Consider the following 22,346-nt stretch of genomic DNA (forward strand, 5'->3'; position numbering starts at 1 on the left):
TTGTACGTGACCTTGAGAACCGGCGAGTAGATCGAGTCGACCGGGATGCGCCCGATCTCCTGACCGACCTGCTTGTTCTGCACCGCGGAGACGTAACCGCGACCGCGCTCGACGGTCAGCTCCATCTCCAGCTTGCCCTTGCCGTTGAGCGTGGCGAGGACGAGGTCGGGGTTGTGCACCTCGACACCGGCCGGGGGCGCGATGTCGGCGGCGGTGACCAGACCCGGGCCCTGCTTGCGCAGGTACATCACGACCGGCTCATCGTGCTCCGAGGAGACGACCAGCTGCTTGATGTTCAGGATGAGGTCGGTGACGTCCTCCTTGACGCCCGGCACGGTGGTGAACTCGTGCAGGACACCGTCGATACGGATGCTGGTGACAGCAGCGCCGGGGATCGACGAGAGGAGGGTGCGGCGGAGGGAGTTGCCGAGGGTGTAGCCGAAGCCCGGCTCCAGCGGCTCGATCACGAACCGGGAGCGGAATTCGTCGACGACCTCTTCGGTCAACGAGGGACGCTGAGCGATCAGCATGAAAGGAATCCTTCAGTCATGGGCACCCACTATTTGATGCCCTTGAGTACTGCCAAGGGTACGGGCGATACCGCCCCGAAGAGCCGTACCGCCCGTAAACCTCAAGTCAAGCGACGTGCGTCAGACGCGGCGGCGCTTCGGCGGACGGCAGCCGTTGTGCGGCGTCGGCGTCACGTCCTGGATCGAGCCGACCTCGAGGCCGGTCGCCTGGAGCGAACGGATGGCGGTCTCACGACCGGAACCCGGGCCCTTGACGAAGACGTCGACCTTGCGCATGCCGTGCTCCTGCGCGCGACGGGCAGCCGACTCGGCGGCCATCTGCGCGGCGAACGGCGTGGACTTGCGAGAGCCCTTGAAGCCGACGTGGCCGGCGGAGGCCCACGAGATCACGTTGCCGGTCGGGTCCGTGATGGACACGATCGTGTTGTTGAACGTGCTCTTGATGTGCGCGTGGCCGTGAGCGACGTTCTTCTTTTCCTTGCGGCGCACCTTCTTGGCAGCGCCCTGACGACCCTTGGGGGGCATGTCGTTCTCCTACAGGGAGGTGGTCGGTCCTACAGCGAAGACCGCTGATGAGCGTCCGCTGAGGACTACTTCTTGCCCGGCTTCTTCTTACCGGCGATGGCGCGACGCGGGCCCTTGCGGGTACGCGCGTTCGTGCTGGTGCGCTGGCCGTGCACCGGCAGGCCGCGACGGTGACGCAGACCCTGGTAGCAGCCGATCTCGACCTTGCGGCGGATGTCGGCCTGGATCTCGCGACGGAGGTCACCCTCGGTCTGGAAGTTCTGGTCCACGTACTCGCGGATCTTTACGAGGTCTTCCTCGCTGATCTCACGAACGCGGATGTTGCGGTCGACACCAATCGCGTCCAGGGTCTCCTGGGCGCGCGTGCGGCCGATGCCGAACACGTAGGTGAGGGCGACCTCAATGCGCTTCTCGCGCGGGAGGTCAACACCTTCAACGCGTGCCATTCATGGCTCCTGTTGATTCTTCGGAGGTCTGTAGCAGAACCACTCCCAGTCGCCGTCCTCTTCGTCCGAAGAGTTGGTACGAACTGAGTCCTCGGCCTCCGACCGAGGGTGTCGCCACGGTGACTGAATCACCGCCGGCGGGCCCTGCGTATGTACTCGATGTGCTGCGTCGCGCGAACTCTGCGATCGAACTGCAGTTGAACGGGTCTGCGTCAGCCCTGGCGCTGCTTGTGGCGCGGGTTGTCGCAGATCACCATGACCCGACCGTGACGGCGGATCACCCTGCACTTGTCGCAGATCTTCTTGACGCTCGGCTTGACCTTCATGGGTGAGGTTCTCCGGGTCAGTTGCCGGCGGCCCGCCGAGGCGGGACTAGGGCAAGATCTACTTGTACCGGTAGACGATCCGGCCACGCGTGAGGTCGTACGGAGACAGCTCCACCACGACCCGGTCGTCAGGGAGGATACGGATGTAGTGCATGCGCATCTTGCCGCTGATGTGTGCCAGGACCTGGTGGCCGTTCTGGAGCTCGACCTTGAACATGGCGTTCGGCAGAGACTCGACGACAGTGCCCTCGATCTCGATGGCACCTTGCTTCTTGGCCACGCTTCGCCCTTCGAATCGACTACCTTGATCGACTTCCGTGTCCGCATGGAGACATGCGCATACACGAAGGCCGACGAGTCAGTCTACGTCAGTACCCCGGGAAAGACGAATCCCGTGATTCTCCCCCACGACCAAGATCCTTAAGCCCCGCCGCGCCTTGTCACACCGGGTTCACCCCAGCGGATCCGGCGCCGCCGTCACGCCGAGTTCCGCCAGCTTTGCCTTGCCGCCGTCGGGGGCGGTCAGGACGAGGGGGCCGTCCTCCGTGAGGGCAACGGAGTGTTCCCAGTGCGAGGACCAGGTGCCGTCGGTCGTGATGACGGTCCAGTCGTCGGACAGCGTCTCCGTCCTCGGCGTACCGAGGGAGACCATCGGCTCGATGGCGAGGCAGAAGCCGGGCACCAGCTTCGGGCCCTTGCCGCGGCGACGCTCGACGTAGTTCAGGAGGTGCGGGTCCATGTGCATCTCGGTCCCGATGCCGTGCCCGCCGTAGTCCTCGACGATCCCGTACTTGCCGCCCCCCGGCTTGGGCTGCCGGCGGATGTACGACTCGATGGCACGGGAGATGTCGACCAGGCGGTTGCCCTGCTTCATGGCCGCAAGCCCGGCCCACATCGACTCCTCCGTCACCCGCGACAGCTCGATCAGCTCCGCGGAGTGCCCGGACCCGACGAAGGCGGTGTACGCGGCATCACCGTGCCACCCGTCGACGATCGCGCCGCAGTCGATCGAGATGATGTCGCCGTCCTCCAGGACGACCTCGCCGCTCGGGATGCCGTGCACCACGACCTCGTTCTTCGAGGTGCAGATGGTCGCGGGGAACCCCCCGTACCCGAGGAAGTTCGACTTCGCCCCGTGCTCGGCGAGCACCTTGCGGGCGACCTCGTCCAGATCCCTGGTGGTCGCGCCCGGCACGGCCGCCTCACGGGTCGCCGCGTGGATCGCCGCGACGACAAGCCCCGCCTCGCGCATCTTGCGAATCTGGTCGGGGGTCTTGATCTGCACCATGGGGGCCTGCGCTCTCCGTCATCCGGTACGAGGGTTACGTACATCCAGTCCCCACCAACACTAAGGCCGCGATCCCCCCGACGGGGAACCGCGGCCTCAGGCACGTGGTACGTACTTCAAGCGCTCAGCGCTTCAGGGCCTCCATGGCCCGCGCCGTGACGTCATCGACCTTGCCGAGCGCGGAGATCGTCGCGACGAGCCCCTGCTCCCGGTAGTAGTCGATGATCGGCTCGGTCTGCGTGTGGTAGACCTCGAGCCGGTTGCGCACCGTCTCTTCCTTGTCGTCGTCGCGCTGGTACAGCTCGCCGCCGCAGGTGTCGCAGACCCCCTCGGTCTCCGGCTGCTTGTACTCGACATGGAAGACGTGTGCTGAGTCGTTACGGCAGATGCGGCGGCCCGCGATGCGCTTGACCACCTCGTCCTCGGGGACCTCCAGATCCAGGACCGCGTCCAGCGTGACGTCGTCGGCCTTGAGGGCGACGTCGAGCGCCTCGGCCTGCGAGACGTTGCGCGGGAAACCATCGAGCAGGAAGCCGTTCACGGCATCCGGCTGCTCCATGCGGTCCTTCGCCATCCCGATGGTGACCTCGTCCGGAACCAGCTGACCGGCGTCCATGTAGGACTTGGCCTGCTTGCCCAGCTCCGTGCCCTGGCTGATGTTGGCACGGAAGAGGTCGCCCGTGGAGATGTGCGGAATCGACAGGTTCTTGGCCAGGAACGCGGCCTGCGTTCCCTTGCCAGCACCGGGCGGCCCGACGAGGACGATACGCATCAGCGGAGGAACCCTTCGTAATTGCGCTGCTGGAGCTGGCTCTCGATCTGCTTCACCGTCTCCAGGCCGACACCCACGATGATCAGGATGCTCGTGCCACCGAACGGGAAGTTCTGGTTTGCCCCGAAACCAACCAACGCCATCGTCGGCACGAGAGCGATCAGGCCCAAATACAGCGAACCCGGCCAGGTGATCCGGTTGAGCACGTACGAAAGGTACTCAGCGGTCGGTCGGCCAGCCCGGATGCCCGGGATGAAGCCACCATACTTCTTCATGTTGTCGGCGACTTCCTCGGGGTTGAACGAGATCGCCACGTAGAAGAAGGCGAAGAACACGATCAGGAGGAAGTACGTGACGATGTAAATCGGGTGATTTCCCTTGGTCAGGTGGTCGTCGATCCAGACCTTCCATTGCGAATCACCCCCGGCGAACTGAGCGACCAGTGCCGGAATGTAGAGCAGCGACGACGCGAAGATGACCGGGATCACACCGGCCTGGTTCACCTTGAGCGGGATGTACGTGGACGTACCACCGTAGGAACGGCGCCCGATCATGCGCTTCGCGTACTGCACGGGGATACGCCGCTGGGCCTGCTCGACGAAGACCACCAGGGCGACCATGACGAGGCCGACGAGGATGACGGTGCCGAACTCGATCCAGCCGTCGGCCAGCGAGCCCTGCTTCTTGATGGCCCACAGCGCGGACGGGAACGTCGCGGCGATCGAGATGAACATCAGGATCGACATACCGTTGCCGATGCCCTTGTCGGTGATCATTTCGCCGAGCCACATCATCACGCAGGTACCGGCGGTCATCGTGATGACCATCGTGATCGTGATGAAGATCGACTGGTCCGGCACGATCTCGCTGGCGACGGGGCAGCCCTGGAAGAGCGCGCCGGTGCGGGCGGTGGCGACGAGGCCGGTGCCCTGGAGGATGGCGAGCGCCACCGTCAGGTACCGGGTGTACTGCGTGATCTTCGCCGTGCCGGCCTGGCCCTCCTTCTTGAGGGCTTCGAGGCGCGGGATCACCACGGTGAGCAGCTGCAGAATGATGCTCGCGGTGATGTACGGCATGATGCCGAGCGCGAAGACCGTGATCTGCAACAGCGCGCCACCGCTGAACATGTTGACCAGGCCGAAGAGGCCCGAGCTGGAATTGGCCTGGTTCATACACGTCTGGACGTTCTGGTAATCCACCCCTGGGATCGGCACATGAGCGCCGAGCCGGTAGATCACGACGATGCCCAGCGTGAAGAGCAGCTTCTTGCGCAGGTCGGGCGTCTTGAACGCCCGGGCGAACGCGGTGAGCACGGTGCCTCCTGCGACCCCCGCGCGCATGCGTAGAGGTGACGGTCTTGAGGATTCGACAAATACGTAAACGGTCTAACGGCCAAGGACCGGGTTTGGTGCCGGGGGCACACGAGGCCCGGAACTTAACAACGGACGCCACCTTACCGGCGTAACTGCTCCCCTAGGAACGACCAACCGGGGATGCCCCAAAGATGGGGCATCCCCGGTAGGGACGTTCACGTCATCAAGACGCCTGATTGCCTCAGACGAGCTCGGTGACCGTACCGCCGGCGGCGGTGATCTTCTCCTTGGCGGAGCCGGAGACGGAGTCGACCGTCACCTGCAGCGCCACGGTGATCTCGCCCTGGCCCAGGACCTTGACGAGGCTGTTCTTACGGACAGCACCCTTTTCCACCAGACCCTCGACGGTGACTTCGCCACCCTCGGGGTACAGCGAGGCGAGCTTGTCCAGGTTCACGACCTGGAACTCGACCTTGAAGGGGTTCTTGAAGCCCTTGAGCTTCGGAAGACGCATGTGGAGGGGCATCTGGCCACCCTCGAAGCGCTCCGGAACCTGGTAACGGGCCTTGGTGCCCTTGGTACCACGACCGGCCGTCTTACCCTTCGACGCCTCACCACGACCAACACGGGTCTTGGCGGTCTTGGCGCCCGGGGCCGGACGGAGGTTGTGGATCTTGAGCGGGTTCTGCTCACCCATGATCAGACCTCCTCAACCGTCACGAGGTGGCGCACGGTCTGAACCATGCCGCGGAACTCGGGGCGGTCCTCCTTGACGACCTGCGTGTTGATCCCCTTGAGACCAAGGGAACGCAGGGTGTCACGGTGGTTCTGCTTGCTGCCGATGTACGACTTCGTCTGCGTGATCTTGAGCTGTGCCATTACGCCGCACCAGCCCCGGCACGCGCACGCAGCAGGGCCGCGGGAGCGACGTCCTCGAGGGGCAGACCACGGCGGGCCGCGATCTCCTCGGGACGCTGCAGACCCCGGAGGGCCTCCACGGTCGCGTGCACGATGTTGATCGCGTTCGACGAACCGAGCGACTTCGACAGGATGTCGTGCACGCCCGCGCACTCGAGCACGGCACGCACCGGGCCACCGGCGATAACACCGGTACCGGGGGAAGCCGGCTTGAGCAGGACGACGCCCGCAGCCTTCTCGCCCGTGATCGGGTGCGGGATGGTGCCCTGGATACGGGGGACCTTGAAGAAGTGCTTCTTGGCCTCCTCAACACCCTTGGCGATGGCGGCCGGCACCTCCTTGGCCTTGCCGTAACCGACACCCACGGTGCCGTCACCGTCGCCCACTACGACGAGCGCAGTGAAGCTGAAGCGACGACCACCCTTCACAACCTTGGCGACACGGTTGATCGCGACAACGCGCTCAACGTACGCGGTCTTCTCAGCAGCGCCGCCGTCACGGCCCTTCCGGTCCCGCCGCTCGCCGCCACCGGCACCGCCACCGCGGCGCTGGGGTCCAGCCATTGGAATTACCTCTCTCTGTATCCGCTAGCTACGCAGCATCAATGAATCGCTGCGCGAACGGGCAAGACTCAGAACTTGAGTCCGGCTTCGCGGGCGGCGTCCGCCAGGGCGGCAATGCGCCCGGCGTACTGGTTACCACCACGGTCGAACACGACAGCCTCGACACCGGCGGCCTTGGCGCGCTCGGCGACCAGGGCGCCGACCGACTTGGCCTGCGCGGACTTGTCGCCCTCGCCGCCGCGGATCGACGTGTCCAGGGTCGACGCCGACGCGAGGGTGTGACCCTTAACGTCGTCGATGACCTGGGCCACGATGTTCCGGTTCGAGCGCGTCACGACCAGGCGCGGACGCTCCGCCGTACCCGACATGTTCTTGCGGATACGGATGTGGCGGCGCTTGATGGCCGCACGCTTGTAAGCGTCGCCCTTAGCGATCTTCTGACCGTATGCCATGGCTTACTTACCCGCCTTTCCGACCTTGCGGCGGATGACTTCGCCTTCGTACTTGACGCCCTTGGCCTTGTACGGGTCGGGCTTGCGCAGCTTGCGGATGTTGGCCGCAACCTCGCCGACCTTCTGCTTGTCGATGCCCTCGACCGAGAACTTGGTCGCCGATTCGACCTTGAAGGAGATGCCCTCGGGCGCCTCGATCAGGATCGGGTGGCTGTAGCCGAGCGAGAACTCCAGGTTGGAGCCCTTCGCCAGGACGCGGTAACCGACACCGCTGATTTCGAGCTTCTTCACGTAACCCGTGGTCACGCCGGTGATCATGTTCGCCACCAGCGTGCGGGACAGGCCGTGCAGGGCCTTGTTCTGACGCTCGTCGTTCGGGCGGGTGACGGCCAGAACGCCGTCCTCACCCTTGGCGATCTCGATCGGCGCCGCAACGGTGTGGCTCAGGGAACCCTTGGGGCCCTTCACCGCGACCGTCTGGCCGTCGATGGTGACGTCCACGCCGGCGGGAACCGTGATGGGGAGCTTGCCAATACGCGACATAGCTGTTTCCTCCGATTCCTTCCGCTACCAGACGTAGGCGAGGACTTCCCCACCCACGCCCTTCTTGCCTGCCTGCTGGCCGGTCAGGAGACCGTGGGACGTGGAGATGATCGCCACGCCCAGGCCACCGAGAACCTTCGGCAGGTTGGTGGACTTCGCGTAAACACGCAGACCCGGCTTGGAGATGCGCTTGATGCCGGCGATCGAACGCTCACGGTTCGGGCCGAACTTCAGCTCCAGGACGAGGGACTTGCCGACCTCGGCGTCCTCGACCTTCCAGCCGGTGATGAAACCCTCCTGCTGGAGGATCTCGGCGATGTGCGACTTGATCTTGCTGTGCGGCATAGCCACGGAGTCGTGGTACGCCGAGTTCGCGTTCCGCAGACGCGTAAGCATGTCTGCGATCGGATCAGTCATGGTCATGAATTGGCCTTCGGCCTCTCTCGCCGGGGTTTCCTGTATGCGCCATCCCTCTCCCCACACAGGGGCGGGACGGGTGCGGCGCGGGGACCTACGGCGTAGTAAGTCGGTAGGGCAGCAGAGCCCAACCCCACAAGCCTAAGCCATGCGGGGAGCGGGCTCTGCCGACCCTTTACTTACCGAGAGATCCGGGCAGTCCGAATTAAGGGACTACCAGGAGCTCTTGGTCACGCCCGGCAGCTCGCCACGGTGAGCCATCTCACGAAGGCACACGCGGCAGAGGCCGAACTTGCGGTACACGGAGTGCGGGCGGCCGCAGCGCTGGCAGCGCGTGTAGCCACGAACACCGAACTTCGGCTTACGAGCAGCCTTGGCAATCAGAGCCTTCTTCGCCATCTCGCTTACGCCTCCTTGAAGGGGAAGCCGAGGTGACGGAGAAGGGCACGGCCTTCGGCGTCGTTGGTCGCCGTGGTCACCACGGTGATGTCCATACCCCGGACGCGGTCGATCTTGTCCTGGTCGATCTCGTGGAACATGACCTGCTCCGTGAGACCGAAGGTGTAGTTGCCACGGCCGTCGAACTGCTTGGGGGACAGACCACGGAAGTCGCGGATGCGCGGCAGCGCGAGCGACAGGGTGCGGTCCAGGAACTCCCACATGCGGTCGCCACGGAGCGTGACGTGGGCACCGATCGGCTGGCCCTCACGCAGCTTGAACTGCGCGATGGACTTGCGAGCCTTGGTGATGGCCGGCTTCTGGCCGGTGATCGTCGTCAGGTCACGGACGGCACCGTCCATGAGCTTCGAGTCACGGGCGGCGTCGCCGACACCCATGTTCACGACGACCTTCACGAGACCGGGAATCTGCATGACGTTCTCGTACGAGAACTCGTCCTGCAGCTTCGCCGTGATCTCCTCGCGGTACTTCGTCTTCAGACGCGGAGTGGTGGTGGTCGTCATCAGATGTCCTCACCCGTCCGCTTGGCAACGCGGATCTTGTTGCCGTCATCGTCGAAGCGGAAACCGACACGCGTGACAACCTTGTTGCCGTCCTTCTCCACGACCAGCTGGACGTTGGAGACGTGGACGGGGGCCTCGGTGGTCACGATGCCACCGGCCTGCGAACCGCTGGCGGTCGGGCCGGCCTTCGTGTGCTTCTTGACCCGGTTGACACCCTCGACCAGGACGCGGTCCTCGCGGGGGAAGGCCGCGATGACCTTGCCCTGCTTGCCACGGTCCTTACCGGTGATGACCTGAACCAGGTCGCCCTTCTTGATCTTCATGCTTACAGCACCTCCGGCGCGAGCGAGATGATCTTCATGAACTTCTTCTCGCGCAGCTCACGGCCCACCGGGCCGAAGATACGGGTGCCGCGAGGGTCGCCGTCGTTCTTCAGAATGACGGCGGCGTTCTCGTCGAAGCGGATGTACGAGCCGTCCGGACGGCGGCGCTCCTTCACGGTGCGAACGATGACCGCCTTGATGACGTCACCCTTCTTCACGTTGCCACCGGGGATCGCGTCCTTGACGGTGGCGACGATGACGTCACCGATGCCCGCGTAGCGGCGACCTGAGCCACCGAGAACACGGATGGTGAGAATTTCCTTCGCACCCGTGTTGTCGGCGACGCGCAGTCGCGACTCCTGCTGGATCACGTCTATCTCCTGTTTGTCTGCCGGTTCCCGGCAGGGGCTTCTCTCTTACGAGATGGCCCCTGCCGAGCCTGGCGGAACGAACTCTGAGGGATGCCTCAGAGAATTACTTGGCCTTCTCGAGGATCTCGACGATGCGCCAGCGCTTGCTCGCCGACAGCGGACGCGTCTCCATCAGGAGGACGCGGTCGCCGACGCCGGCAGCGTTCTGCTCGTCGTGCGCCTTGAGCTTGTTCGTACGGCGGATGACCTTGCCGTACAGCGCGTGCTTGACGCGGTCCTCGACAGCGACGACGACGGTCTTGTCCATCTTGTCGCTGACGACAAGACCCTCACGGGTCTTGCGGAAGCCGCGGGCGGCAGTCTCTTCAGTCACAGTCTTCTCGCTCATCAGGCGCTCTCCACCGTCTCGATGCCCAGCTCGCGCTCGCGCATGAGGGTGTAGATCCGCGCGATGTCCTTGCGGACGGCCTTGAGCCGGCCGTGGTTCTCGAGCTGACCCGTCGCCGCCTGGAAGCGGAGGTTGAACAGCTCTTCCTTGGCCTCGCGGAGCTTGTTGAGGAGCTCCTCGTTGCCCAGCTCGCGCAGCTCAGACGCCTTGGTTCCGGCCGACATCACGCTTCACCTGCCTCGCGCTTAACGATCTTGCACTTCATCGGCAGCTTGTGCGCTGCACGAGTCAGGGCCTCACGCGCGGTCTTCTCGTTGGGGTACGACAGCTCGAACATCACGCGTCCGGGCTTGACGTTGGCGACCCACCACTCCGGCGAACCCTTACCGGAACCCATGCGGGTCTCGGCAGGCTTCTTGGTGAGGGGGCGGTCCGGGTAAATGTTGATCCAGACCTTGCCGCCACGCTTGATGTGACGCGTCATGGCGATACGAGCGGCCTCGATCTGACGGTTCGTCACGTACGCCGGCGTGAGCGCCTGGATGCCGTACTCGCCGAACGCAACCTGCGTGCCACCCTTGGACATACCGCTGCGCTTCGGGTGGTGCTGCTTGCGGTGCTTGACCCTACGGGGGATCAGCATTTCGGTCAGGCCTCCGTTCCGGTGCTCTCAGCAGCCGGAGCGGCAGCGGCGGGAGCGTCGGCCTTGGGGGCCTCGGCTGCCGGCGCGGACTGCTGCTGCGGCTTGCGCCCGCGACCGCCACGCTCGCCGCCACGGCCACCACCACGGGCCGGGCGGTCGTTACCGCCACGGGCCGGACGGTTACCGGCGCGGGCCGCGGCGTTCTCGGCGCGAACCTCGGCGATGTTCTTGACGTCGCCCTTGTAGATCCAGACCTTCACGCCGATGCGGCCGAAGGTCGTCTTGGCCTCGAAGAAGCCGTAGTCCACGTTGGCGCGGAGCGTGTGCAGGGGCACGCGGCCCTCGCGGTAGAACTCCGAACGGGACATCTCGGCACCGCCGAGACGACCGCCACACTGGATCTTGATGCCCTTGGCGCCGGCCTTCATCGTGCCCTGCATGCTCTTACGCATGGCGCGACGGAAGGAGACACGGGAGGACAGCTGCTCGGCAACGGCCTGAGCAACCAGCTGAGCGTCCGTCTCGGGGCTCTTGACCTCGAGGATGTTCAGCTGGACCTGCTTGCCCGTGAGCTTCTCGAGGTCACCGCGGATGCGGTCGGCCTCGGCGCCACGGCGGCCGATGACGATGCCGGGACGCGCGGTGTGGATGTCCACCCGCACGCGGTCACGGGTGCGCTCGATCTCAACCTTCGAGATGCCGGCGCGCTCCATGCCGGACGTCATCATCCGACGGATGGCGACGTCTTCCTTGACGTAGTCCTTGTACAGCTTGTCGGCGTACCAACGCGACTTGAAGTCGGTCGTGACACCGAGCCGGAACCCGTGCGGGTTTACCTTCTGGCCCATTACCGGGTTCCTTCCTTGCTGCTGACGACCACGGTGATGTGGCTGGTCCGCTTACGGATCCGGTAGGCACGGCCCTGAGCACGCGGACGGAACCGCTTCAGGGTCGGGCCCTCGTCCACGTACGCCTCGCTGATGACCAGCGAAGAGGCGTCAGGGTGGTCGTAGTTGTGCGCGGCGTTGGCGATGGCGCTGTCGAGCACCTTGCCCACCGGCTGGCTCGCGGCCTGCGGGGCGAATCGCAGGACCGCCTGAGCCTCCGTGGCGTCCATGCCACGGATGAGGTCCACCACGCGGCGGGCCTTCATGGGCGTGACGCGGATGTACCGCGCCTGGGCCCTGGCTTCCATGGTTGTCCCTTCGGTGTTAGTCATAGTCGATTCCACCCCGCCTTAGCGGCGCTTCGACTTCCGGTCGTCCTTGACGTGACCCCGGAAGGTGCGCGTCGGCGAGAACTCGCCGAGCTTGTGGCCGACCATCGACTCGGTGACGAACACCGGGATGTGGGTCTTGCCGTTGTGCACCGCGATCGTGTGACCCAGCATGCTGGGAATGATCATCGAGCGGCGGGACCAGGTCTTGATGACGTTCTTGGAACCGGCTTCGTTCTGTACGTCCACCTTCTTTACGAGGTGGCCGTCGACGAAGGGTCCCTTCTTGAGACTGCGCGGCATCTAAACCCGCTCCTAGCGCTTCTTGTTCGACTTGCGGCGGCGGACGATGTACTTGTTGCTCGCCTTGCTGCGATCACGAGTACGACCCTCCTTCTGACCCCACGGCGAGACCGGGTGACGACCACCGGAGGTCTTGCCTTCACCACCACCGTGCGGGTGGTCGACCGGGTTCATCACGACACCACGCACGGTCGGGCGGACGCCCTTCCAGCGCATGCGGCCGGCCTTGCCCCAGTTGATGTTGCTCTGCTCGGCGTTGCCGACCTCGCCGACGGTGGCGCGGCAGCGCACGTCGACCAGGCGAATCTCGCCGGAGGGCATACGAAGGTGGGCCATCGAGCCCTCCTTCGCAAGGAGCTGCACGGAGGCACCCGCGGAACGGGCGAACTTGGCGCCACCACCGGGACGGAGCTCGATCGCGTGGATCGTGGTACCGACCGGGATGTTGCGGAGCGCCAGGTTGTTACCGGGCTTGATGTCGGCCGTGGGGCCGTTCTCCACCCGGGCACCCTGCGCGAGACCGCGCGGGGCCAGGATGTAACGCTTCTCGCCGTCCGCGTAGTGCAGAAGCGCGATGCGCGCAGTGCGGTTCGGGTCGTACTCGATGTGAGCGACCTTCGCCGGCACGCCGTCCTTGTCGTGACGACGGAAGTCGATCACGCGGAAGGCGCGCTTGTGTCCACCACCCTGGTGGCGAACGGTGATCCGACCGGCGTTGTTACGGCCGCCCTTGCTGTGCAGCGGGCGGACCAGCGACTTCTCCGGCGTGGACCGCGTTACCTCGACGAAGTCGGCGACGGAGGAGCCACGGCGGCCCGGCGTCGTCGGCTTGTACTTGCGGATTCCCATTTCTCAGTCCTCGTCCGATATTCGGACCAGGGTCTCCGTTAGGAGGCCTGGCCGAAGATGTCGATACGGTCGCCCTCAGCGAGGGTCACGATGGCGCGCTTGGTGTCGGCACGCTTGCCGAACCCGCTGCGCGTACGCTTCCGCTTGCCCTGACGGTTGATCGTGTTGACGCCGGTGACCTTGACCGAGAAGACCGCCTCGACGGCCTGCTTGATCTGGGTCTTGTTGGCGCCGGGGGCCACGACGAACGTGTACTTGCCCTCGTCGAGAAGCGCGTACGACTTCTCGGAGACAACCGGCTTGACGAGGACGTCGCGCGGGTCCGAGAAGGACTTGCTCAGCGGGGTGGGCTCAACGGCGACCTTGCCCTCGGTCGCGATGCGCTTCGCCTTGGCGACGCGCGCGGCCTTGGCGGCCTTCGCAGCCTTGGAGGCAATGCTCGGGTGACGCGTAGCCATCAGGCCTCGCTCCCTTCGGTGTCAGCGGCCTTGGGGCCAGACACGAAGGACTCGAAAGCGGCCTTGGTGAAGACCACGTCGTCCGAGACGAGAACGTCGTACGTGTTCAGCTGGCCCGGCTCCAGGATGTGGACCTGGGGCAGGTTGCGGGCGGAGAGCCACGCGGCCTCGTCGGCGCGGTCGACGACCAGGAGCACGTGCTTGCGCTCCGAGATCTTGCCGAACAGCGTCTTGGCGGCCTTCGTGGAGGCCTCGCCCTCGACCACGCCGGAGACGACGTGGATGCGAGCGTTGCGGGCCCGGTCGGTGAGGGCGTGGCGCAGGGCCGCGGCCTTCATCTTCTTCGGGGTCCGCTGCGAGTAGTCACGCGGCTGCGGGCCGTGGACGATGCCACCGCCGGCGAACTGCGGCGCACGGGTCGAACCCTGGCGGGCGCGGCCGGTGCCCTTCTGGCGGTACGGCTTCTTGCCACCACCGCGGACTTCACCGCGGCGCTTGGTCTTGTGCGTGCCCTGACGGGCAGCGGCCAGCTGTGCGACGACGACCTGGTGGATCAGCGGAATGCTGATCTTCTCAACGTCGAAGATCTCCGAAGGGAGCTCGACGGTCCCGGCCTTGTCGCCCGCCGGCGAAAGGATGTCAACAGTGCTCATCGTTACCTCAGGCCCCCTTGGTCGCGGTACGGACCAGGACGAGGCCGCCGTTCGGACCAGGAACCGCGCCCTTGATGAGCAGCAGACCCTTCTCCGCGTCAACGGCGTGGACGGTCAGGTTCTGGGTGGTGACCCGCTCGTTGCCCATGCGGCCCGCCATGCGGGTGCCCTTGAACACACGGCCGGGGGTGGCGCAGCCGCCGATGGAACCCGGCTTGCGGTGCACGCGGTGGGCACCGTGCGATGCCTTGCCACCACGGAAGTTGTGGCGCTTCATGCCGCCGGCGAAGCCCTTGCCCTTGCTCTGGCCGGTCACGTCGACCTTGACGCCACCATCGAACACCTCAGCGGTGATCTCCTGGCCGAGGGTGTACTCGCTGGAATCAGCGGTACGGATCTCGACGAGGTGGCGACGGGGGGTGACATCGGCCTTGGCGAAGTGGCCCTTGAGGGGCTTGTTCACCTTGCGCGGGTCAATCTCGCCGAAGGCGAGCTGGACGGAGTCGTAACCGTCGACGTCGTTGGTGCGAACCTGGGTGATCACGTTCGGACCGGCCTTGACGACGGTGACCGGAACAACACGGTTGTTCTCGTCCCACACCTGCGTCATGCCGAGCTTCTCGCCCAGGATGCCCTTGATCTGCTTAGTCATCTTCAGATCACCGGCCCTCAGAGCTTGATCTCGATGTCGACGCCGGCCGGAAGGTCGAGTCGCATCAGGGAGTCAACGGTCTTCGGAGTCGGGTCGAGGATGTCGATGAGGCGCTTGTGCGTGCGCATCTCGAAGTGCTCGCGAGAATCCTTGTACTTGTGCGGCGACTTGATGACGCAGTACACGTTCTTCTCGGTAGGCAGCGGCACCGGGCCCGCGACCGACGCACCAGTGCGTGTCACCGTCTCGACGATCTTCTTCGCCGAGGAGTCGATGACCTCGTGGTCGTAGGCCTTGAGCCGGATGCGGATCTTCTGTCCCGCCATGGCTACTTAGTAGTCCTGTCTCTCGTAACGCCCTGGAACCCGGGGGTCCTGTTTCACACTGCCTCCGCCCCACGCGGTCGGGCGTGTCGCAGTCCCGCTCACAGAAATCTCCGAAGGATTTCCCTGCTAAGGGGTCTGCGGCCGAGACCGCACGTACACGGGGGAAGAAACCCACCGAGCGCCTGGTCGAGGAACCGCACTGACGCTTCCCGAAAGATTCCCGTACGTCCGGCCGATTGCTACCCCGAGGGGTAGATACAGCCGACGAGTACGCTGGGACTCGCTTCCGGTCCTCCCGACGGGAGGCGCGCAGCATCGGCACTCAACCGAGCAACCCCGACAGTCTGCCACACAGGGCATGTCCAGGGCCAATCGAGCCCAAGAGAGTACCCCCTCGGTGACGAAGGTCAAACCAGGGGTGCCCGTGTCCCGCACCCAAGGTCTCCTCGCCCGGAGACCGAGATCACCGGAACCCTTGCGTCCCGTTGCCCCTCTGTTGAGGTGAACCACCTGAACAGAGGCGAGCGCACCACCCCCGAACGCTGCCTCGGCAGCGAACGGAGTGAGCGCCACCGTGCAGGAAAGACCTGCAACTCCCCATCCCCACATACCCGTTGGGCGCGGCCCCGGCCGCCGGAGCACCCTCGCCGGCGCCGCCGCGCTCGCCGCCGCGGGCGCCCTCGCCGCCTGCTCCCGCGCCGCCCCCGCGCCGCCGCCCGGCAGCACCGTCCCCTCCCCCGCCACCGGCCGCGCCGCCGCACAGTCCGAGCGCGCCCTGCTGCTCCAGGTCCTCGCCCACCCCGACGACGACCTGTACTTCATGAACCCGGACACCCGGCACGCCCTCGACGCGGGCACCCCGGTCGTCTGCGTGTACGTCACTGCGGGCGAGGCCGACGGCCGCAACAAGACGCCGGCCGACCGCGACCCGGCCCCCGACAAGGCGGCATACTCCTCGGCCCGCCACCAGGGCCTGCGCCAGGCGTACGCGACCCAGCTCGGCCTGCCCGTCTTCACCCGCTGGACCACGACCTCCGTCCAGCTTCCCGGCGGCTTCCAGGTCGAGGTCGACTCGCTCCAACACCGGGGCCACAGCGTCGAGTTGGTGCACCTCAACCTCGCGATGCACACCCCGGAGGGCCATATGGGCGTCCCCGCGCTCTGGCGCGAACCGGGCCTGATCCTGCGCACCCTGGTCCCCGCCGGCTCCCCGCTGCACGCCGTCCAGACGTACGACCGCGAGTCCCTGACCGACGTGCTCGTGGCGCTCTTCGAGCGGTACCGCCCCACCCTCGTGCACACCCTGGACCCGGACCCCGACATCCAGCACAGCGACCGGCTCACGCGGATACGCGACAGTGAGCAGCCCGGCTACTCCGACCACGCCGACCACACGGCCGTCGCCTGCTTCAGCTGGGCCGCGCTGATCCGCTGGGCGCAGCGCGCCAAGGGCGGGCCGCCCGCCTTCGCCGCGACCGCGTTCCGCGGCTACTACAACAACCACTGGCCGAAGAACCTGCCGCCGCGGGTCCTGAAGGAGAAGGCCGCCCAGCTCGTCCCGTACGGCGCCGCCCCCGACTGGAACTGCGGCAACCCTTCCGGCTGCGGCGACTACAACGTCGGCGGTGACCGCCCCCTCACCAACCGCAAGGGCTGGGTCCGCGCCACCCACTACCGCTACCCGGGGCCCCGGCTCGCCCTCGCCCCGAACACCGACGGGCGGCTCACCGCGTACGGCGTGCTGGGGCTGCGCGCCGTCCGGTACACCGAGAAGGACGGCGAATTCGGGGATCCGGCCGACCTCGGCGGCGGCCCGCTCGCCCCGGCCCTCACGGCGGTCGCGCTCCCCGGCGGCGGCCACCTCGTCCTCGGCCTGCGCCTCGCGTCCGTCCGGGACGGCTCCGACGTACGCGAGATCGTGGCTCTGGAACGGCGGGCGTGGAAGGGCCTCGGCAACCCGGAGAGCGATCCCGACCGCGGCCGCCGCATCGGCGTCCCGGTGGCCGTCGCCGCTCCGGACGGCCGCGTCCACCTCTTCGTACGCGATGCGGGGCAGGGCATCAGCACCCGCGTGCGCGACAGGTCCGGGGCCTGGTCCCCCTGGCGCGAGCTCGGCGGCGGCCCGGTCCAGGACGGGCTCACGGCGGTCGTCGGCGAGGACGGCGAGGACGGCGAGGTGCACGTCTACGCCGCTGGCCGTGACACCGTCCACCACTGGACGACCCGGGGCCCCGCGCCGCTGTCCGGCCTGCCCACCTCCGCCCCCGCCGACGCCGTCGCCGCGTCCGGCGACCGGCTCTACTACCGTCCGCCCGCGTCCGCCGAGCTGCTGGCCACGGGCGGCCCGCGCGTCGACTTCCCCGGCTACGGGCCGGTGGCGGCGGCGGGCGCGTACCTCCTCGGCCGTGACACCGAAGGCAACGTCCGGCTGCACCACGCGGGCCGCATCATCCGCCCGAGCGCGGCGCCGGCCACCCTGGACGGCCCGGCCCTGGCCCTGACCTCCCTCGGGCCGGCCGCCGCGGGCCTCTCCCCCGATGCCCGGCCCTGGCTGTGGCGGCCGACGCAGGCGCGCGCCTGACCGACGGAGAACGGGGCCGGACAGCAGAAAGGGCCCGTACGACCGAAGTCGTACGGGCCCTCTCAGGTGCTCTATCAGCTACCAGGCATCAAGCCCAACAGGTAAGTGAGACTTACTTGTTGATCTTGGTGACCTGGCCGGCGCCCACGGTCCGGCCACCCTCACGGATGGCGAACTTCAGGCCCTCTTCCATGGCCACGGGCTGGATCAGCGAGACGGACATCTCGGTGTTGTCGCCCGGCATGACCATCTCGGTGCCCTCGGGGAGGGTCACAACGCCCGTCACGTCCGTCGTACGGAAGTAGAACTGCGGACGGTAGTTGTTGAAGAACGGCGTGTGGCGGCCACCCTCGTCCTTGGACAGGATGTAGGCCTGGGCCTCGAACTCGGTGTGCGGCGTGACCGAACCGGGCTTGATGATGACCTGGCCGCGCTCGACGTCCTCGCGCTTGATGCCACGGAGGAGCAGACCGACGTTCTCACCGGCCTGGCCCTCGTCGAGCAGCTTGCGGAACATCTCGATGCCGGTGACCGTGGTGGTGGTCTTGTCCTGCTTGATGCCGATGATGTCGACGGTCTCGTTGACCTTGAGGATGCCACGCTCGATACGACCGGTGACGACGGTGCCACGACCGGTGATCGTGAAGACGTCCTCGATCGGCATCAGGAACGGCTTGTCGACGTCACGCTCGGGGGCGGGGATGGACTCGTCGACGGCCTTCATCAGGTTGAGGACGGACTCACCCCACTCCTTGTCGCCCTCGAGCGCCTTGAGCGCCGAGACCTTGACGACCGGCAGGTCGTCGCCCGGGAACTCGTACTCGGAGAGGAGCTCACGGACCTCGAGCTCGACGAGCTCCAGGATCTCCTCGTCGTCCACCATGTCGGCCTTGTTCAGGGCGACGACGATGTACGGAACGCCGACCTGGCGGGCCAGGAGCACGTGCTCCTTGGTCTGCGGCATCGGGCCGTCGGTGGCGGCGACCACGAGGATGGCGCCGTCCATCTGCGCGGCACCCGTGATCATGTTCTTGATGTAGTCCGCGTGACCCGGGCAGTCGACGTGGGCGTAGTGACGCGCCTCGGTCTGGTACTCGACGTGCGCGATCGAGATCGTGATACCGCGCTGGCGCTCCTCGGGAGCCTTGTCGATCTGGTCGAAGGCCGAGGCCTCGTTCAGTTCCGGGTACGCGTCGTGCAGCACCTTGGTAATGGCGGCCGTGAGGGTCGTCTTACCGTGGTCAATGTGACCGATGGTGCCGATGTTGACGTGCGGCTTAGTCCGCTCGAACTTTGCCTTCGCCACTGAATCCTCCTGCGGAGTGGTTCTGTACGCCTTGCTTCATCGGCGCCAGGTGATCTTTGCTGGAAAGCCAGGGCCCCGGGGCATTTCGTGGCTGTTGCCGGGAAATGCCCCAAGAGCTCCGGAGTCAAGCCTAAAGCGTGAACTCGAGTGAGTTACTCGCCCTTGGCCTTCGCGATGATCTCCTCGGCGACGTTCCGCGGAACCTCGGCGTAGGAGTCGAACTGCATCGAGTAGCTCGCGCGACCCGACGTCTTGCTGCGGAGGTCGCCGACGTAGCCGAACATCTCCGACAGCGGTACCAGGCCCTTGACGACGCGGGCGCCCATCCGCTCCTCCATGGCCTGGATCTGGCCACGGCGGGAGTTGACGTCACCGATGACATCGCCCATGTAGTCCTCGGGCGTGATGACCTCGACGGCCATCATCGGCTCGAGAAGGCAAGGACCGGCCCTGCGCGCGGCCTCCTTGAACGCCTGCGAACCGGCGATCTTGAAGGCGAGCTCGGAGGAGTCGACCTCGTGGAAGGCGCCGTCGAGCAGCGTGATGCGGACACCGGTCATCTCGTAACCGGCGAGGATGCCGAACTGCATGGCCTCCTGGCAGCCGGCGTCGACCGAAGGGATGTACTCCTTCGGGATACGACCACCGGTGACCTTGTTCACGAACTCGTAGCTCGCGTCGCCACCCTCGATCGGCTCGATCGAGATCTGCACCTTGGCGAACTGGCCGGTACCACCAGTCTGCTTCTTGTGCGTGAAGTCGACCTTGTCGACCGACTTGCGAATGGTCTCGCGGTAGGCGACCTGCGGCTTGCCGACGTTGGCCTCGACCCGGAACTCGCGACGCATACGGTCGACGAGGACGTCCAGGTGGAGCTCGCCCATACCACCGATGATGGTCTGGCCGGTCTCCTCGTCCGAGTGCACCTGGAAGGAGGGGTCCTCCTCCGCGAGACGCTGGATGGCAACACCCAGCTTCTCCTGGTCACCCTTGGACTTGGGCTCGATGGCGACCTGAATGACCGGCGCCGGGAAGTCCATGGACTCCAGGATGACCGGGTTCTTGTCGTCGGACAGCGTCTCACCGGTGGTGGTCTGCTTCAGGCCCATGACGGCGACGATGTCACCGGCGCCCACCGACGCGATCTCCTCACGCTTGTTCGCGTGCATGCGGTAGATCTTGCCGATGCGCTCCTTCTTGCCCTTGACGGAGTTCAGCACCGCGGTGCCGGCCTCCAGGCGACCCGAGTAAACCCGGATGAAGGTGAGCTTGCCCAGGTGCGGGTCGCTCGCGATCTTGAACGCGAGGGCCGACAGCGGCTCGTCCTCGGACGGCTTGCGCGTGATGACCTTCTCCGGGTCCTTCACGTCGTGACCCTCGATGGAGTCGACGTCAAGGGGAGTCGGCAGGTAACGCACGACCGCGTCGAGCAGGGGCTGAACGCCCTTGTTCTTGAACGCGGTGCCACAGAACACCGGGGTGACCGTGGTTCCGTCGGACTTGCCGGACGCGATGGTGATACGACGGATCGCGGCGTACAGCTGCTCCTCGGACGGCTCCTGGCCCTCCAGGTACAGCTCCATGATCTCTTCGTCGTTCTCCGCGACGGCCTCAAGGAGCTTGCCGCGGTACTCGTCCGCAGCCTCCTTGTGCGTGTCGGGGATCTCGACGATGTCGTAGGCCTCGCCCTTGGCGGCCTCGGCCGACCAGACGAACCCCTTCATCGTGACGAGGTCGACAACACCCTGGAAGTCGGCCTCGGCCCCGATGGGGAGCTGCATGACGATCGGCTGGGCGCCCAGGCGGTCCGAGATCATGTCCACGCAGCGGTGGAACTCGGCGCCGGTACGGTCCAGCTTGTTGACGAAGCAGATGCGCGGCACGCCGTAACGGTCGGCCTGACGCCACACCGTCTCGGACTGCGGCTCGACACCGGCGACACCGTCGAACACCGTCACGGCACCATCGAGCACACGCAGGGAGCGCTCCACCTCAACGGTGAAGTCGACGTGCCCCGGGGTGTCGATGATGTTGATCGTGTAGTCGTTGTCCTCGAGCGGCCAGTGACAGGTGGTGGCAGCGGACGTGATCGTGATGCCACGCTCCTGCTCCTGCTCCATCCAGTCCATCGTGGCAGCGCCGTCGTGGACCTCACCGATCTTGTACGAGACGCCGGTGTAGAAGAGGATCCGCTCGGTGGTGGTCGTCTTGCCCGCGTCGATGTGGGCCATGATGCCGATGTTCCGGACCTTGGCCAGGTCAAGTGAAGTGGTAGCCATAAGGCTTCAGTCTTCTCTCGGTCTCGATGTGGGTTGCGACTACCAGCGGTAGTGCGCGAAGGCCTTGTTGGACTCGGCCATCTTGTGCGTGTCCTCGCGCTTCTTGACGGCAGCACCGAGGCCGTTCGAGGCGTCGAGCAGCTCGTTCGTCAGACGCTCGGTCATCGTCTTCTCGCGACGGGCGCGCGAGTAGCCGACGAGCCAGCGGAGCGCGAGGGTGTTGGCGCGGCCGGGCTTGACCTCGATCGGCACCTGGTAGGTCGCGCCACCGACACGGCGGGACTTGACCTCGAGGGTCGGCTTGATGTTCTCAAGCGCGCGCTTCAGGGTGATGACCGGGTCGTTGCTGGTCTTCTCGCGCAGGCCCTCCATGGCGCCGTACACGATGCGCTCGGCGGTGGAGCGCTTGCCGTTCATCAGCACCTTGTTGATGAGGGAGGTCACCAGAGGAGAACCGTAGACCGGGTCGATGATGACCGGGCGCTTCGGGGCGGGGCCCTTACGAGGCATTTCTACTTCTCCTTCTTGGCGCCGTAGCGGCTGCGGGCCTGCTTGCGGTTCTTGACACCCTGGGTGTCAAGCGAACCGCGGATGATCTTGTAACGAACACCGGGCAGGTCCTTCACACGGCCGCCGCGCACGAGCACGATGGAGTGCTCCTGCAGGTTGTGTCCCTCACCCGGAATGTAGGCCGTGACCTCAATGCCGCTGGTCAGGCGCACACGCGCGACCTTACGGAGGGCCGAGTTCGGCTTCTTCGGGGTGGTCGTGAACACACGCGTGCAGACGCCACGGCGCTGGGGCGAACCCTCAAGCGCGGGCGTCTTGTTCTTCTCGACCTTGTCCTGCCGGCCCTTCCGGACCAGCTGCTGGATCGTAGGCACTACTTCTCCGGTTTCTGTGTGCCGAGTAGTAAAGCTAACCTGGAACTTTCCCGACCCAC

General features: G+C 66.0%; 34 protein-coding genes. 1 reads left to right on the forward strand and 33 read right to left on the reverse strand.

All coding sequences use genetic code 11. The features are described from left to right. The 29 genes from ABT004_RS19385 to rpsJ form a co-directional block, all read right to left on the reverse strand. A partial coding sequence (locus tag ABT004_RS19385) for a DNA-directed RNA polymerase subunit alpha (RefSeq protein WP_351338244.1) occupies window positions 1–530 on the reverse strand: 530 nt, incomplete at its 3' end. Window positions 531–650: 120 nt separating this feature from the next. Continuing rightward, window positions 651–1,055 carry a 30S ribosomal protein S11 gene (gene rpsK, locus ABT004_RS19390; RefSeq protein WP_003948617.1) on the reverse strand — a complete coding sequence of 135 codons (405 nt, stop codon included), beginning with the start codon at window positions 1,053–1,055 and terminating at the stop codon, window positions 651–653. A 65-nt stretch (window positions 1,056–1,120) separates the two neighbouring features. Continuing rightward, a complete protein-coding gene (gene rpsM / locus ABT004_RS19395) occupies window positions 1,121–1,501 on the reverse strand; it encodes a 30S ribosomal protein S13 (RefSeq protein ID WP_351338246.1) in 381 nt (126 codons plus the stop codon). A gap of 212 nt (window positions 1,502–1,713) precedes the next feature. Beyond that, window positions 1,714–1,827, reverse strand: coding sequence for a 50S ribosomal protein L36 (rpmJ, locus tag ABT004_RS19400; RefSeq protein WP_003974245.1), 114 nt, complete (start codon window positions 1,825–1,827; stop codon window positions 1,714–1,716). 58 nt (window positions 1,828–1,885) lie between these two features. Further along, window positions 1,886–2,107, reverse strand: coding sequence for a translation initiation factor IF-1 (gene infA / locus ABT004_RS19405; protein WP_003948620.1), 222 nt, complete (start codon window positions 2,105–2,107; stop codon window positions 1,886–1,888). A gap of 171 nt (window positions 2,108–2,278) precedes the next feature. After that, entirely contained in the window at window positions 2,279–3,115 is an 837-nt protein-coding gene (gene map, locus ABT004_RS19410; RefSeq protein WP_351338249.1) for a type I methionyl aminopeptidase, read from the reverse strand. Between the two features lie 124 nt (window positions 3,116–3,239). Then, complete coding sequence (locus ABT004_RS19415; RefSeq protein ID WP_351338252.1) at window positions 3,240–3,887, reverse strand: adenylate kinase; 648 nt, start codon at window positions 3,885–3,887, stop codon at window positions 3,240–3,242. Then, window positions 3,887–5,200 (reverse strand): preprotein translocase subunit SecY, encoded by a 1,314-nt coding sequence (gene secY / locus ABT004_RS19420; RefSeq protein ID WP_351338255.1) that lies wholly within the window; start codon window positions 5,198–5,200, stop codon window positions 3,887–3,889. Before secY ends, ABT004_RS19415 begins: the two co-directional genes overlap by 1 nt. A gap of 241 nt (window positions 5,201–5,441) precedes the next feature. Continuing rightward, complete coding sequence (rplO, locus tag ABT004_RS19425; protein ID WP_266713101.1) at window positions 5,442–5,897, reverse strand: 50S ribosomal protein L15; 456 nt, start codon at window positions 5,895–5,897, stop codon at window positions 5,442–5,444. Between the two features lie 2 nt (window positions 5,898–5,899). Further along, the gene (gene rpmD / locus ABT004_RS19430; protein WP_326020845.1) at window positions 5,900–6,079 is read right to left on the reverse strand and encodes a 50S ribosomal protein L30; all 180 of its coding nucleotides are present in this window, start codon (window positions 6,077–6,079) and stop codon (window positions 5,900–5,902) included. Then, window positions 6,079–6,681: a 30S ribosomal protein S5 gene (gene rpsE / locus ABT004_RS19435; protein WP_351338259.1), complete on the reverse strand. Its 603-nt coding sequence runs from the start codon at window positions 6,679–6,681 to the stop codon at window positions 6,079–6,081. The genes rpmD and rpsE overlap by 1 nt, the downstream gene beginning before the upstream one ends. A 68-nt stretch (window positions 6,682–6,749) precedes the next feature. Continuing rightward, entirely contained in the window at window positions 6,750–7,133 is a 384-nt protein-coding gene (gene rplR / locus ABT004_RS19440; RefSeq protein WP_326020847.1) for a 50S ribosomal protein L18, read from the reverse strand. Between the two features lie 3 nt (window positions 7,134–7,136). Beyond that, on the reverse strand, window positions 7,137–7,676 hold the full coding sequence (rplF, locus tag ABT004_RS19445) for a 50S ribosomal protein L6 (RefSeq protein ID WP_266713093.1): 540 nt from the start codon (window positions 7,674–7,676) through the stop codon (window positions 7,137–7,139). A 24-nt stretch (window positions 7,677–7,700) separates the two neighbouring features. Next, window positions 7,701–8,099 (reverse strand): 30S ribosomal protein S8, encoded by a 399-nt coding sequence (gene rpsH, locus ABT004_RS19450; RefSeq protein ID WP_266713091.1) that lies wholly within the window; start codon window positions 8,097–8,099, stop codon window positions 7,701–7,703. 207 nt (window positions 8,100–8,306) lie between these two features. Further along, complete coding sequence (locus ABT004_RS19455; RefSeq protein WP_003948630.1) at window positions 8,307–8,492, reverse strand: type Z 30S ribosomal protein S14; 186 nt, start codon at window positions 8,490–8,492, stop codon at window positions 8,307–8,309. Window positions 8,493–8,497: 5 nt separating this feature from the next. Then, the gene (gene rplE / locus ABT004_RS19460; RefSeq protein ID WP_351338263.1) at window positions 8,498–9,055 is read right to left on the reverse strand and encodes a 50S ribosomal protein L5; all 558 of its coding nucleotides are present in this window, start codon (window positions 9,053–9,055) and stop codon (window positions 8,498–8,500) included. Continuing rightward, a complete protein-coding gene (gene rplX, locus ABT004_RS19465) occupies window positions 9,055–9,378 on the reverse strand; it encodes a 50S ribosomal protein L24 (RefSeq protein ID WP_351338266.1) in 324 nt (107 codons plus the stop codon). The genes rplE and rplX overlap by 1 nt, the downstream gene beginning before the upstream one ends. Before the next feature lie 2 nt (window positions 9,379–9,380). Then, complete coding sequence (rplN, locus tag ABT004_RS19470) at window positions 9,381–9,749, reverse strand: 50S ribosomal protein L14 (protein ID WP_351338268.1); 369 nt, start codon at window positions 9,747–9,749, stop codon at window positions 9,381–9,383. 103 nt (window positions 9,750–9,852) lie between these two features. Then, a complete protein-coding gene (rpsQ, locus tag ABT004_RS19475) occupies window positions 9,853–10,137 on the reverse strand; it encodes a 30S ribosomal protein S17 (protein WP_266713085.1) in 285 nt (94 codons plus the stop codon). Beyond that, on the reverse strand, window positions 10,137–10,361 hold the full coding sequence (gene rpmC / locus ABT004_RS19480; protein ID WP_010036720.1) for a 50S ribosomal protein L29: 225 nt from the start codon (window positions 10,359–10,361) through the stop codon (window positions 10,137–10,139). The genes rpsQ and rpmC overlap by 1 nt, the downstream gene beginning before the upstream one ends. Then, window positions 10,361–10,780, reverse strand: a complete 420-nt coding sequence (gene rplP / locus ABT004_RS19485; RefSeq protein WP_018528356.1) for a 50S ribosomal protein L16 — start codon at window positions 10,778–10,780, stop codon at window positions 10,361–10,363. Before rplP ends, rpmC begins: the two co-directional genes overlap by 1 nt. A gap of 5 nt (window positions 10,781–10,785) precedes the next feature. Further along, window positions 10,786–11,628 carry a 30S ribosomal protein S3 gene (gene rpsC, locus ABT004_RS19490; protein WP_266713081.1) on the reverse strand — a complete coding sequence of 281 codons (843 nt, stop codon included), beginning with the start codon at window positions 11,626–11,628 and terminating at the stop codon, window positions 10,786–10,788. Continuing rightward, complete coding sequence (rplV, locus tag ABT004_RS19495; protein ID WP_266713079.1) at window positions 11,628–11,975, reverse strand: 50S ribosomal protein L22; 348 nt, start codon at window positions 11,973–11,975, stop codon at window positions 11,628–11,630. Before rplV ends, rpsC begins: the two co-directional genes overlap by 1 nt. 42 nt (window positions 11,976–12,017) lie before the next feature. Beyond that, the gene (rpsS, locus tag ABT004_RS19500; protein WP_266713077.1) at window positions 12,018–12,299 is read right to left on the reverse strand and encodes a 30S ribosomal protein S19; all 282 of its coding nucleotides are present in this window, start codon (window positions 12,297–12,299) and stop codon (window positions 12,018–12,020) included. A gap of 12 nt (window positions 12,300–12,311) precedes the next feature. Beyond that, window positions 12,312–13,148 carry a 50S ribosomal protein L2 gene (rplB, locus tag ABT004_RS19505; protein ID WP_351338274.1) on the reverse strand — a complete coding sequence of 279 codons (837 nt, stop codon included), beginning with the start codon at window positions 13,146–13,148 and terminating at the stop codon, window positions 12,312–12,314. Window positions 13,149–13,186: 38 nt separating this feature from the next. Next, complete coding sequence (rplW, locus tag ABT004_RS19510) at window positions 13,187–13,606, reverse strand: 50S ribosomal protein L23 (protein ID WP_351338277.1); 420 nt, start codon at window positions 13,604–13,606, stop codon at window positions 13,187–13,189. Beyond that, complete coding sequence (rplD, locus tag ABT004_RS19515) at window positions 13,606–14,259, reverse strand: 50S ribosomal protein L4 (RefSeq protein ID WP_351338280.1); 654 nt, start codon at window positions 14,257–14,259, stop codon at window positions 13,606–13,608. The genes rplW and rplD overlap by 1 nt, the downstream gene beginning before the upstream one ends. Window positions 14,260–14,266: 7 nt before the next feature. Continuing rightward, complete coding sequence (gene rplC / locus ABT004_RS19520) at window positions 14,267–14,911, reverse strand: 50S ribosomal protein L3 (protein WP_351338283.1); 645 nt, start codon at window positions 14,909–14,911, stop codon at window positions 14,267–14,269. Between the two features lie 17 nt (window positions 14,912–14,928). Next, window positions 14,929–15,237: a 30S ribosomal protein S10 gene (gene rpsJ / locus ABT004_RS19525; protein WP_003948644.1), complete on the reverse strand. Its 309-nt coding sequence runs from the start codon at window positions 15,235–15,237 to the stop codon at window positions 14,929–14,931. A 574-nt stretch (window positions 15,238–15,811) separates the two neighbouring features. Between rpsJ and ABT004_RS19530 the strand changes: the two genes are divergently transcribed. Beyond that, entirely contained in the window at window positions 15,812–17,818 is a 2,007-nt protein-coding gene (locus tag ABT004_RS19530; protein ID WP_351338285.1) for a PIG-L family deacetylase, read from the forward strand. Window positions 17,819–17,930: 112 nt separating this feature from the next. On the opposite strand, the gene tuf is transcribed toward ABT004_RS19530, so the two are convergent. The 4 genes from tuf to rpsL all read right to left on the reverse strand — a co-directional run bounded on the left by tuf (window position 17,931) and on the right by rpsL (window position 22,287). After that, the gene (gene tuf, locus ABT004_RS19535) at window positions 17,931–19,124 is read right to left on the reverse strand and encodes an elongation factor Tu (protein WP_351338287.1); all 1,194 of its coding nucleotides are present in this window, start codon (window positions 19,122–19,124) and stop codon (window positions 17,931–17,933) included. A 152-nt stretch (window positions 19,125–19,276) separates the two neighbouring features. After that, a complete protein-coding gene (fusA, locus tag ABT004_RS19540) occupies window positions 19,277–21,403 on the reverse strand; it encodes an elongation factor G (protein WP_351338290.1) in 2,127 nt (708 codons plus the stop codon). A 39-nt stretch (window positions 21,404–21,442) separates the two neighbouring features. After that, complete coding sequence (gene rpsG, locus ABT004_RS19545) at window positions 21,443–21,913, reverse strand: 30S ribosomal protein S7 (RefSeq protein ID WP_351338293.1); 471 nt, start codon at window positions 21,911–21,913, stop codon at window positions 21,443–21,445. A 2-nt stretch (window positions 21,914–21,915) separates the two neighbouring features. Further along, window positions 21,916–22,287: a 30S ribosomal protein S12 gene (gene rpsL / locus ABT004_RS19550; protein ID WP_003948652.1), complete on the reverse strand. Its 372-nt coding sequence runs from the start codon at window positions 22,285–22,287 to the stop codon at window positions 21,916–21,918. Window positions 22,288–22,346 lie beyond the last annotated feature (59 nt).

The sequence above is a fragment of the Streptomyces sp. NPDC002790 genome, assembly GCF_040295505.1.
Lineage (GTDB): Bacteria > Actinomycetota > Actinomycetes > Streptomycetales > Streptomycetaceae > Streptomyces.

What these genes read in the sequence shown, in the direction of transcription:
- rpsK (WP_003948617.1), bottom strand. Translation starts at nt 1,055, where the DNA reads ATGCCCCCCAAGGGTCGTCAGGGCGCTGCCAAGAAGGTGCGCCGCAAG.
- rpsM (WP_351338246.1), bottom strand. Translation starts at nt 1,501, where the DNA reads ATGGCACGCGTTGAAGGTGTTGACCTCCCGCGCGAGAAGCGCATTGAG.
- rpmJ (WP_003974245.1), bottom strand. Translation starts at nt 1,827, where the DNA reads ATGAAGGTCAAGCCGAGCGTCAAGAAGATCTGCGACAAGTGCAGGGTG.
- map (WP_351338249.1), bottom strand. Translation starts at nt 3,115, where the DNA reads ATGGTGCAGATCAAGACCCCCGACCAGATTCGCAAGATGCGCGAGGCG.
- ABT004_RS19415 (WP_351338252.1), bottom strand. Translation starts at nt 3,887, where the DNA reads ATGCGTATCGTCCTCGTCGGGCCGCCCGGTGCTGGCAAGGGAACGCAG.
- rplO (WP_266713101.1), bottom strand. Translation starts at nt 5,897, where the DNA reads ATGGGTGAGCAGAACCCGCTCAAGATCCACAACCTCCGTCCGGCCCCG.
- rpmD (WP_326020845.1), bottom strand. Translation starts at nt 6,079, where the DNA reads ATGGCACAGCTCAAGATCACGCAGACGAAGTCGTACATCGGCAGCAAG.
- rpsE (WP_351338259.1), bottom strand. Translation starts at nt 6,681, where the DNA reads ATGGCTGGACCCCAGCGCCGCGGTGGCGGTGCCGGTGGCGGCGAGCGG.
- rplR (WP_326020847.1), bottom strand. Translation starts at nt 7,133, where the DNA reads ATGGCATACGGTCAGAAGATCGCTAAGGGCGACGCTTACAAGCGTGCG.
- rplF (WP_266713093.1), bottom strand. Translation starts at nt 7,676, where the DNA reads ATGTCGCGTATTGGCAAGCTCCCCATCACGGTTCCCGCCGGCGTGGAC.
- rpsH (WP_266713091.1), bottom strand. Translation starts at nt 8,099, where the DNA reads ATGACCATGACTGATCCGATCGCAGACATGCTTACGCGTCTGCGGAAC.
- ABT004_RS19455 (WP_003948630.1), bottom strand. Translation starts at nt 8,492, where the DNA reads ATGGCGAAGAAGGCTCTGATTGCCAAGGCTGCTCGTAAGCCGAAGTTC.
- rplE (WP_351338263.1), bottom strand. Translation starts at nt 9,055, where the DNA reads ATGACGACCACCACCACTCCGCGTCTGAAGACGAAGTACCGCGAGGAG.
- rplX (WP_351338266.1), bottom strand. Translation starts at nt 9,378, where the DNA reads ATGAAGATCAAGAAGGGCGACCTGGTTCAGGTCATCACCGGTAAGGAC.
- rpsQ (WP_266713085.1), bottom strand. Translation starts at nt 10,137, where the DNA reads ATGAGCGAGAAGACTGTGACTGAAGAGACTGCCGCCCGCGGCTTCCGC.
- rpmC (WP_010036720.1), bottom strand. Translation starts at nt 10,361, where the DNA reads ATGTCGGCCGGAACCAAGGCGTCTGAGCTGCGCGAGCTGGGCAACGAG.
- rplP (WP_018528356.1), bottom strand. Translation starts at nt 10,780, where the DNA reads ATGCTGATCCCCCGTAGGGTCAAGCACCGCAAGCAGCACCACCCGAAG.
- rpsC (WP_266713081.1), bottom strand. Translation starts at nt 11,628, where the DNA reads ATGGGCCAGAAGGTAAACCCGCACGGGTTCCGGCTCGGTGTCACGACC.
- rplV (WP_266713079.1), bottom strand. Translation starts at nt 11,975, where the DNA reads ATGGAAGCCAGGGCCCAGGCGCGGTACATCCGCGTCACGCCCATGAAG.
- rpsS (WP_266713077.1), bottom strand. Translation starts at nt 12,299, where the DNA reads ATGCCGCGCAGTCTCAAGAAGGGACCCTTCGTCGACGGCCACCTCGTA.
- rplB (WP_351338274.1), bottom strand. Translation starts at nt 13,148, where the DNA reads ATGGGAATCCGCAAGTACAAGCCGACGACGCCGGGCCGCCGTGGCTCC.
- rplW (WP_351338277.1), bottom strand. Translation starts at nt 13,606, where the DNA reads ATGGCTACGCGTCACCCGAGCATTGCCTCCAAGGCTGCGAAGGCCGCC.
- rplD (WP_351338280.1), bottom strand. Translation starts at nt 14,259, where the DNA reads ATGAGCACTGTTGACATCCTTTCGCCGGCGGGCGACAAGGCCGGGACC.
- rplC (WP_351338283.1), bottom strand. Translation starts at nt 14,911, where the DNA reads ATGACTAAGCAGATCAAGGGCATCCTGGGCGAGAAGCTCGGCATGACG.
- rpsJ (WP_003948644.1), bottom strand. Translation starts at nt 15,237, where the DNA reads ATGGCGGGACAGAAGATCCGCATCCGGCTCAAGGCCTACGACCACGAG.
- fusA (WP_351338290.1), bottom strand. Translation starts at nt 21,403, where the DNA reads ATGGCTACCACTTCACTTGACCTGGCCAAGGTCCGGAACATCGGCATC.
- rpsG (WP_351338293.1), bottom strand. Translation starts at nt 21,913, where the DNA reads ATGCCTCGTAAGGGCCCCGCCCCGAAGCGCCCGGTCATCATCGACCCG.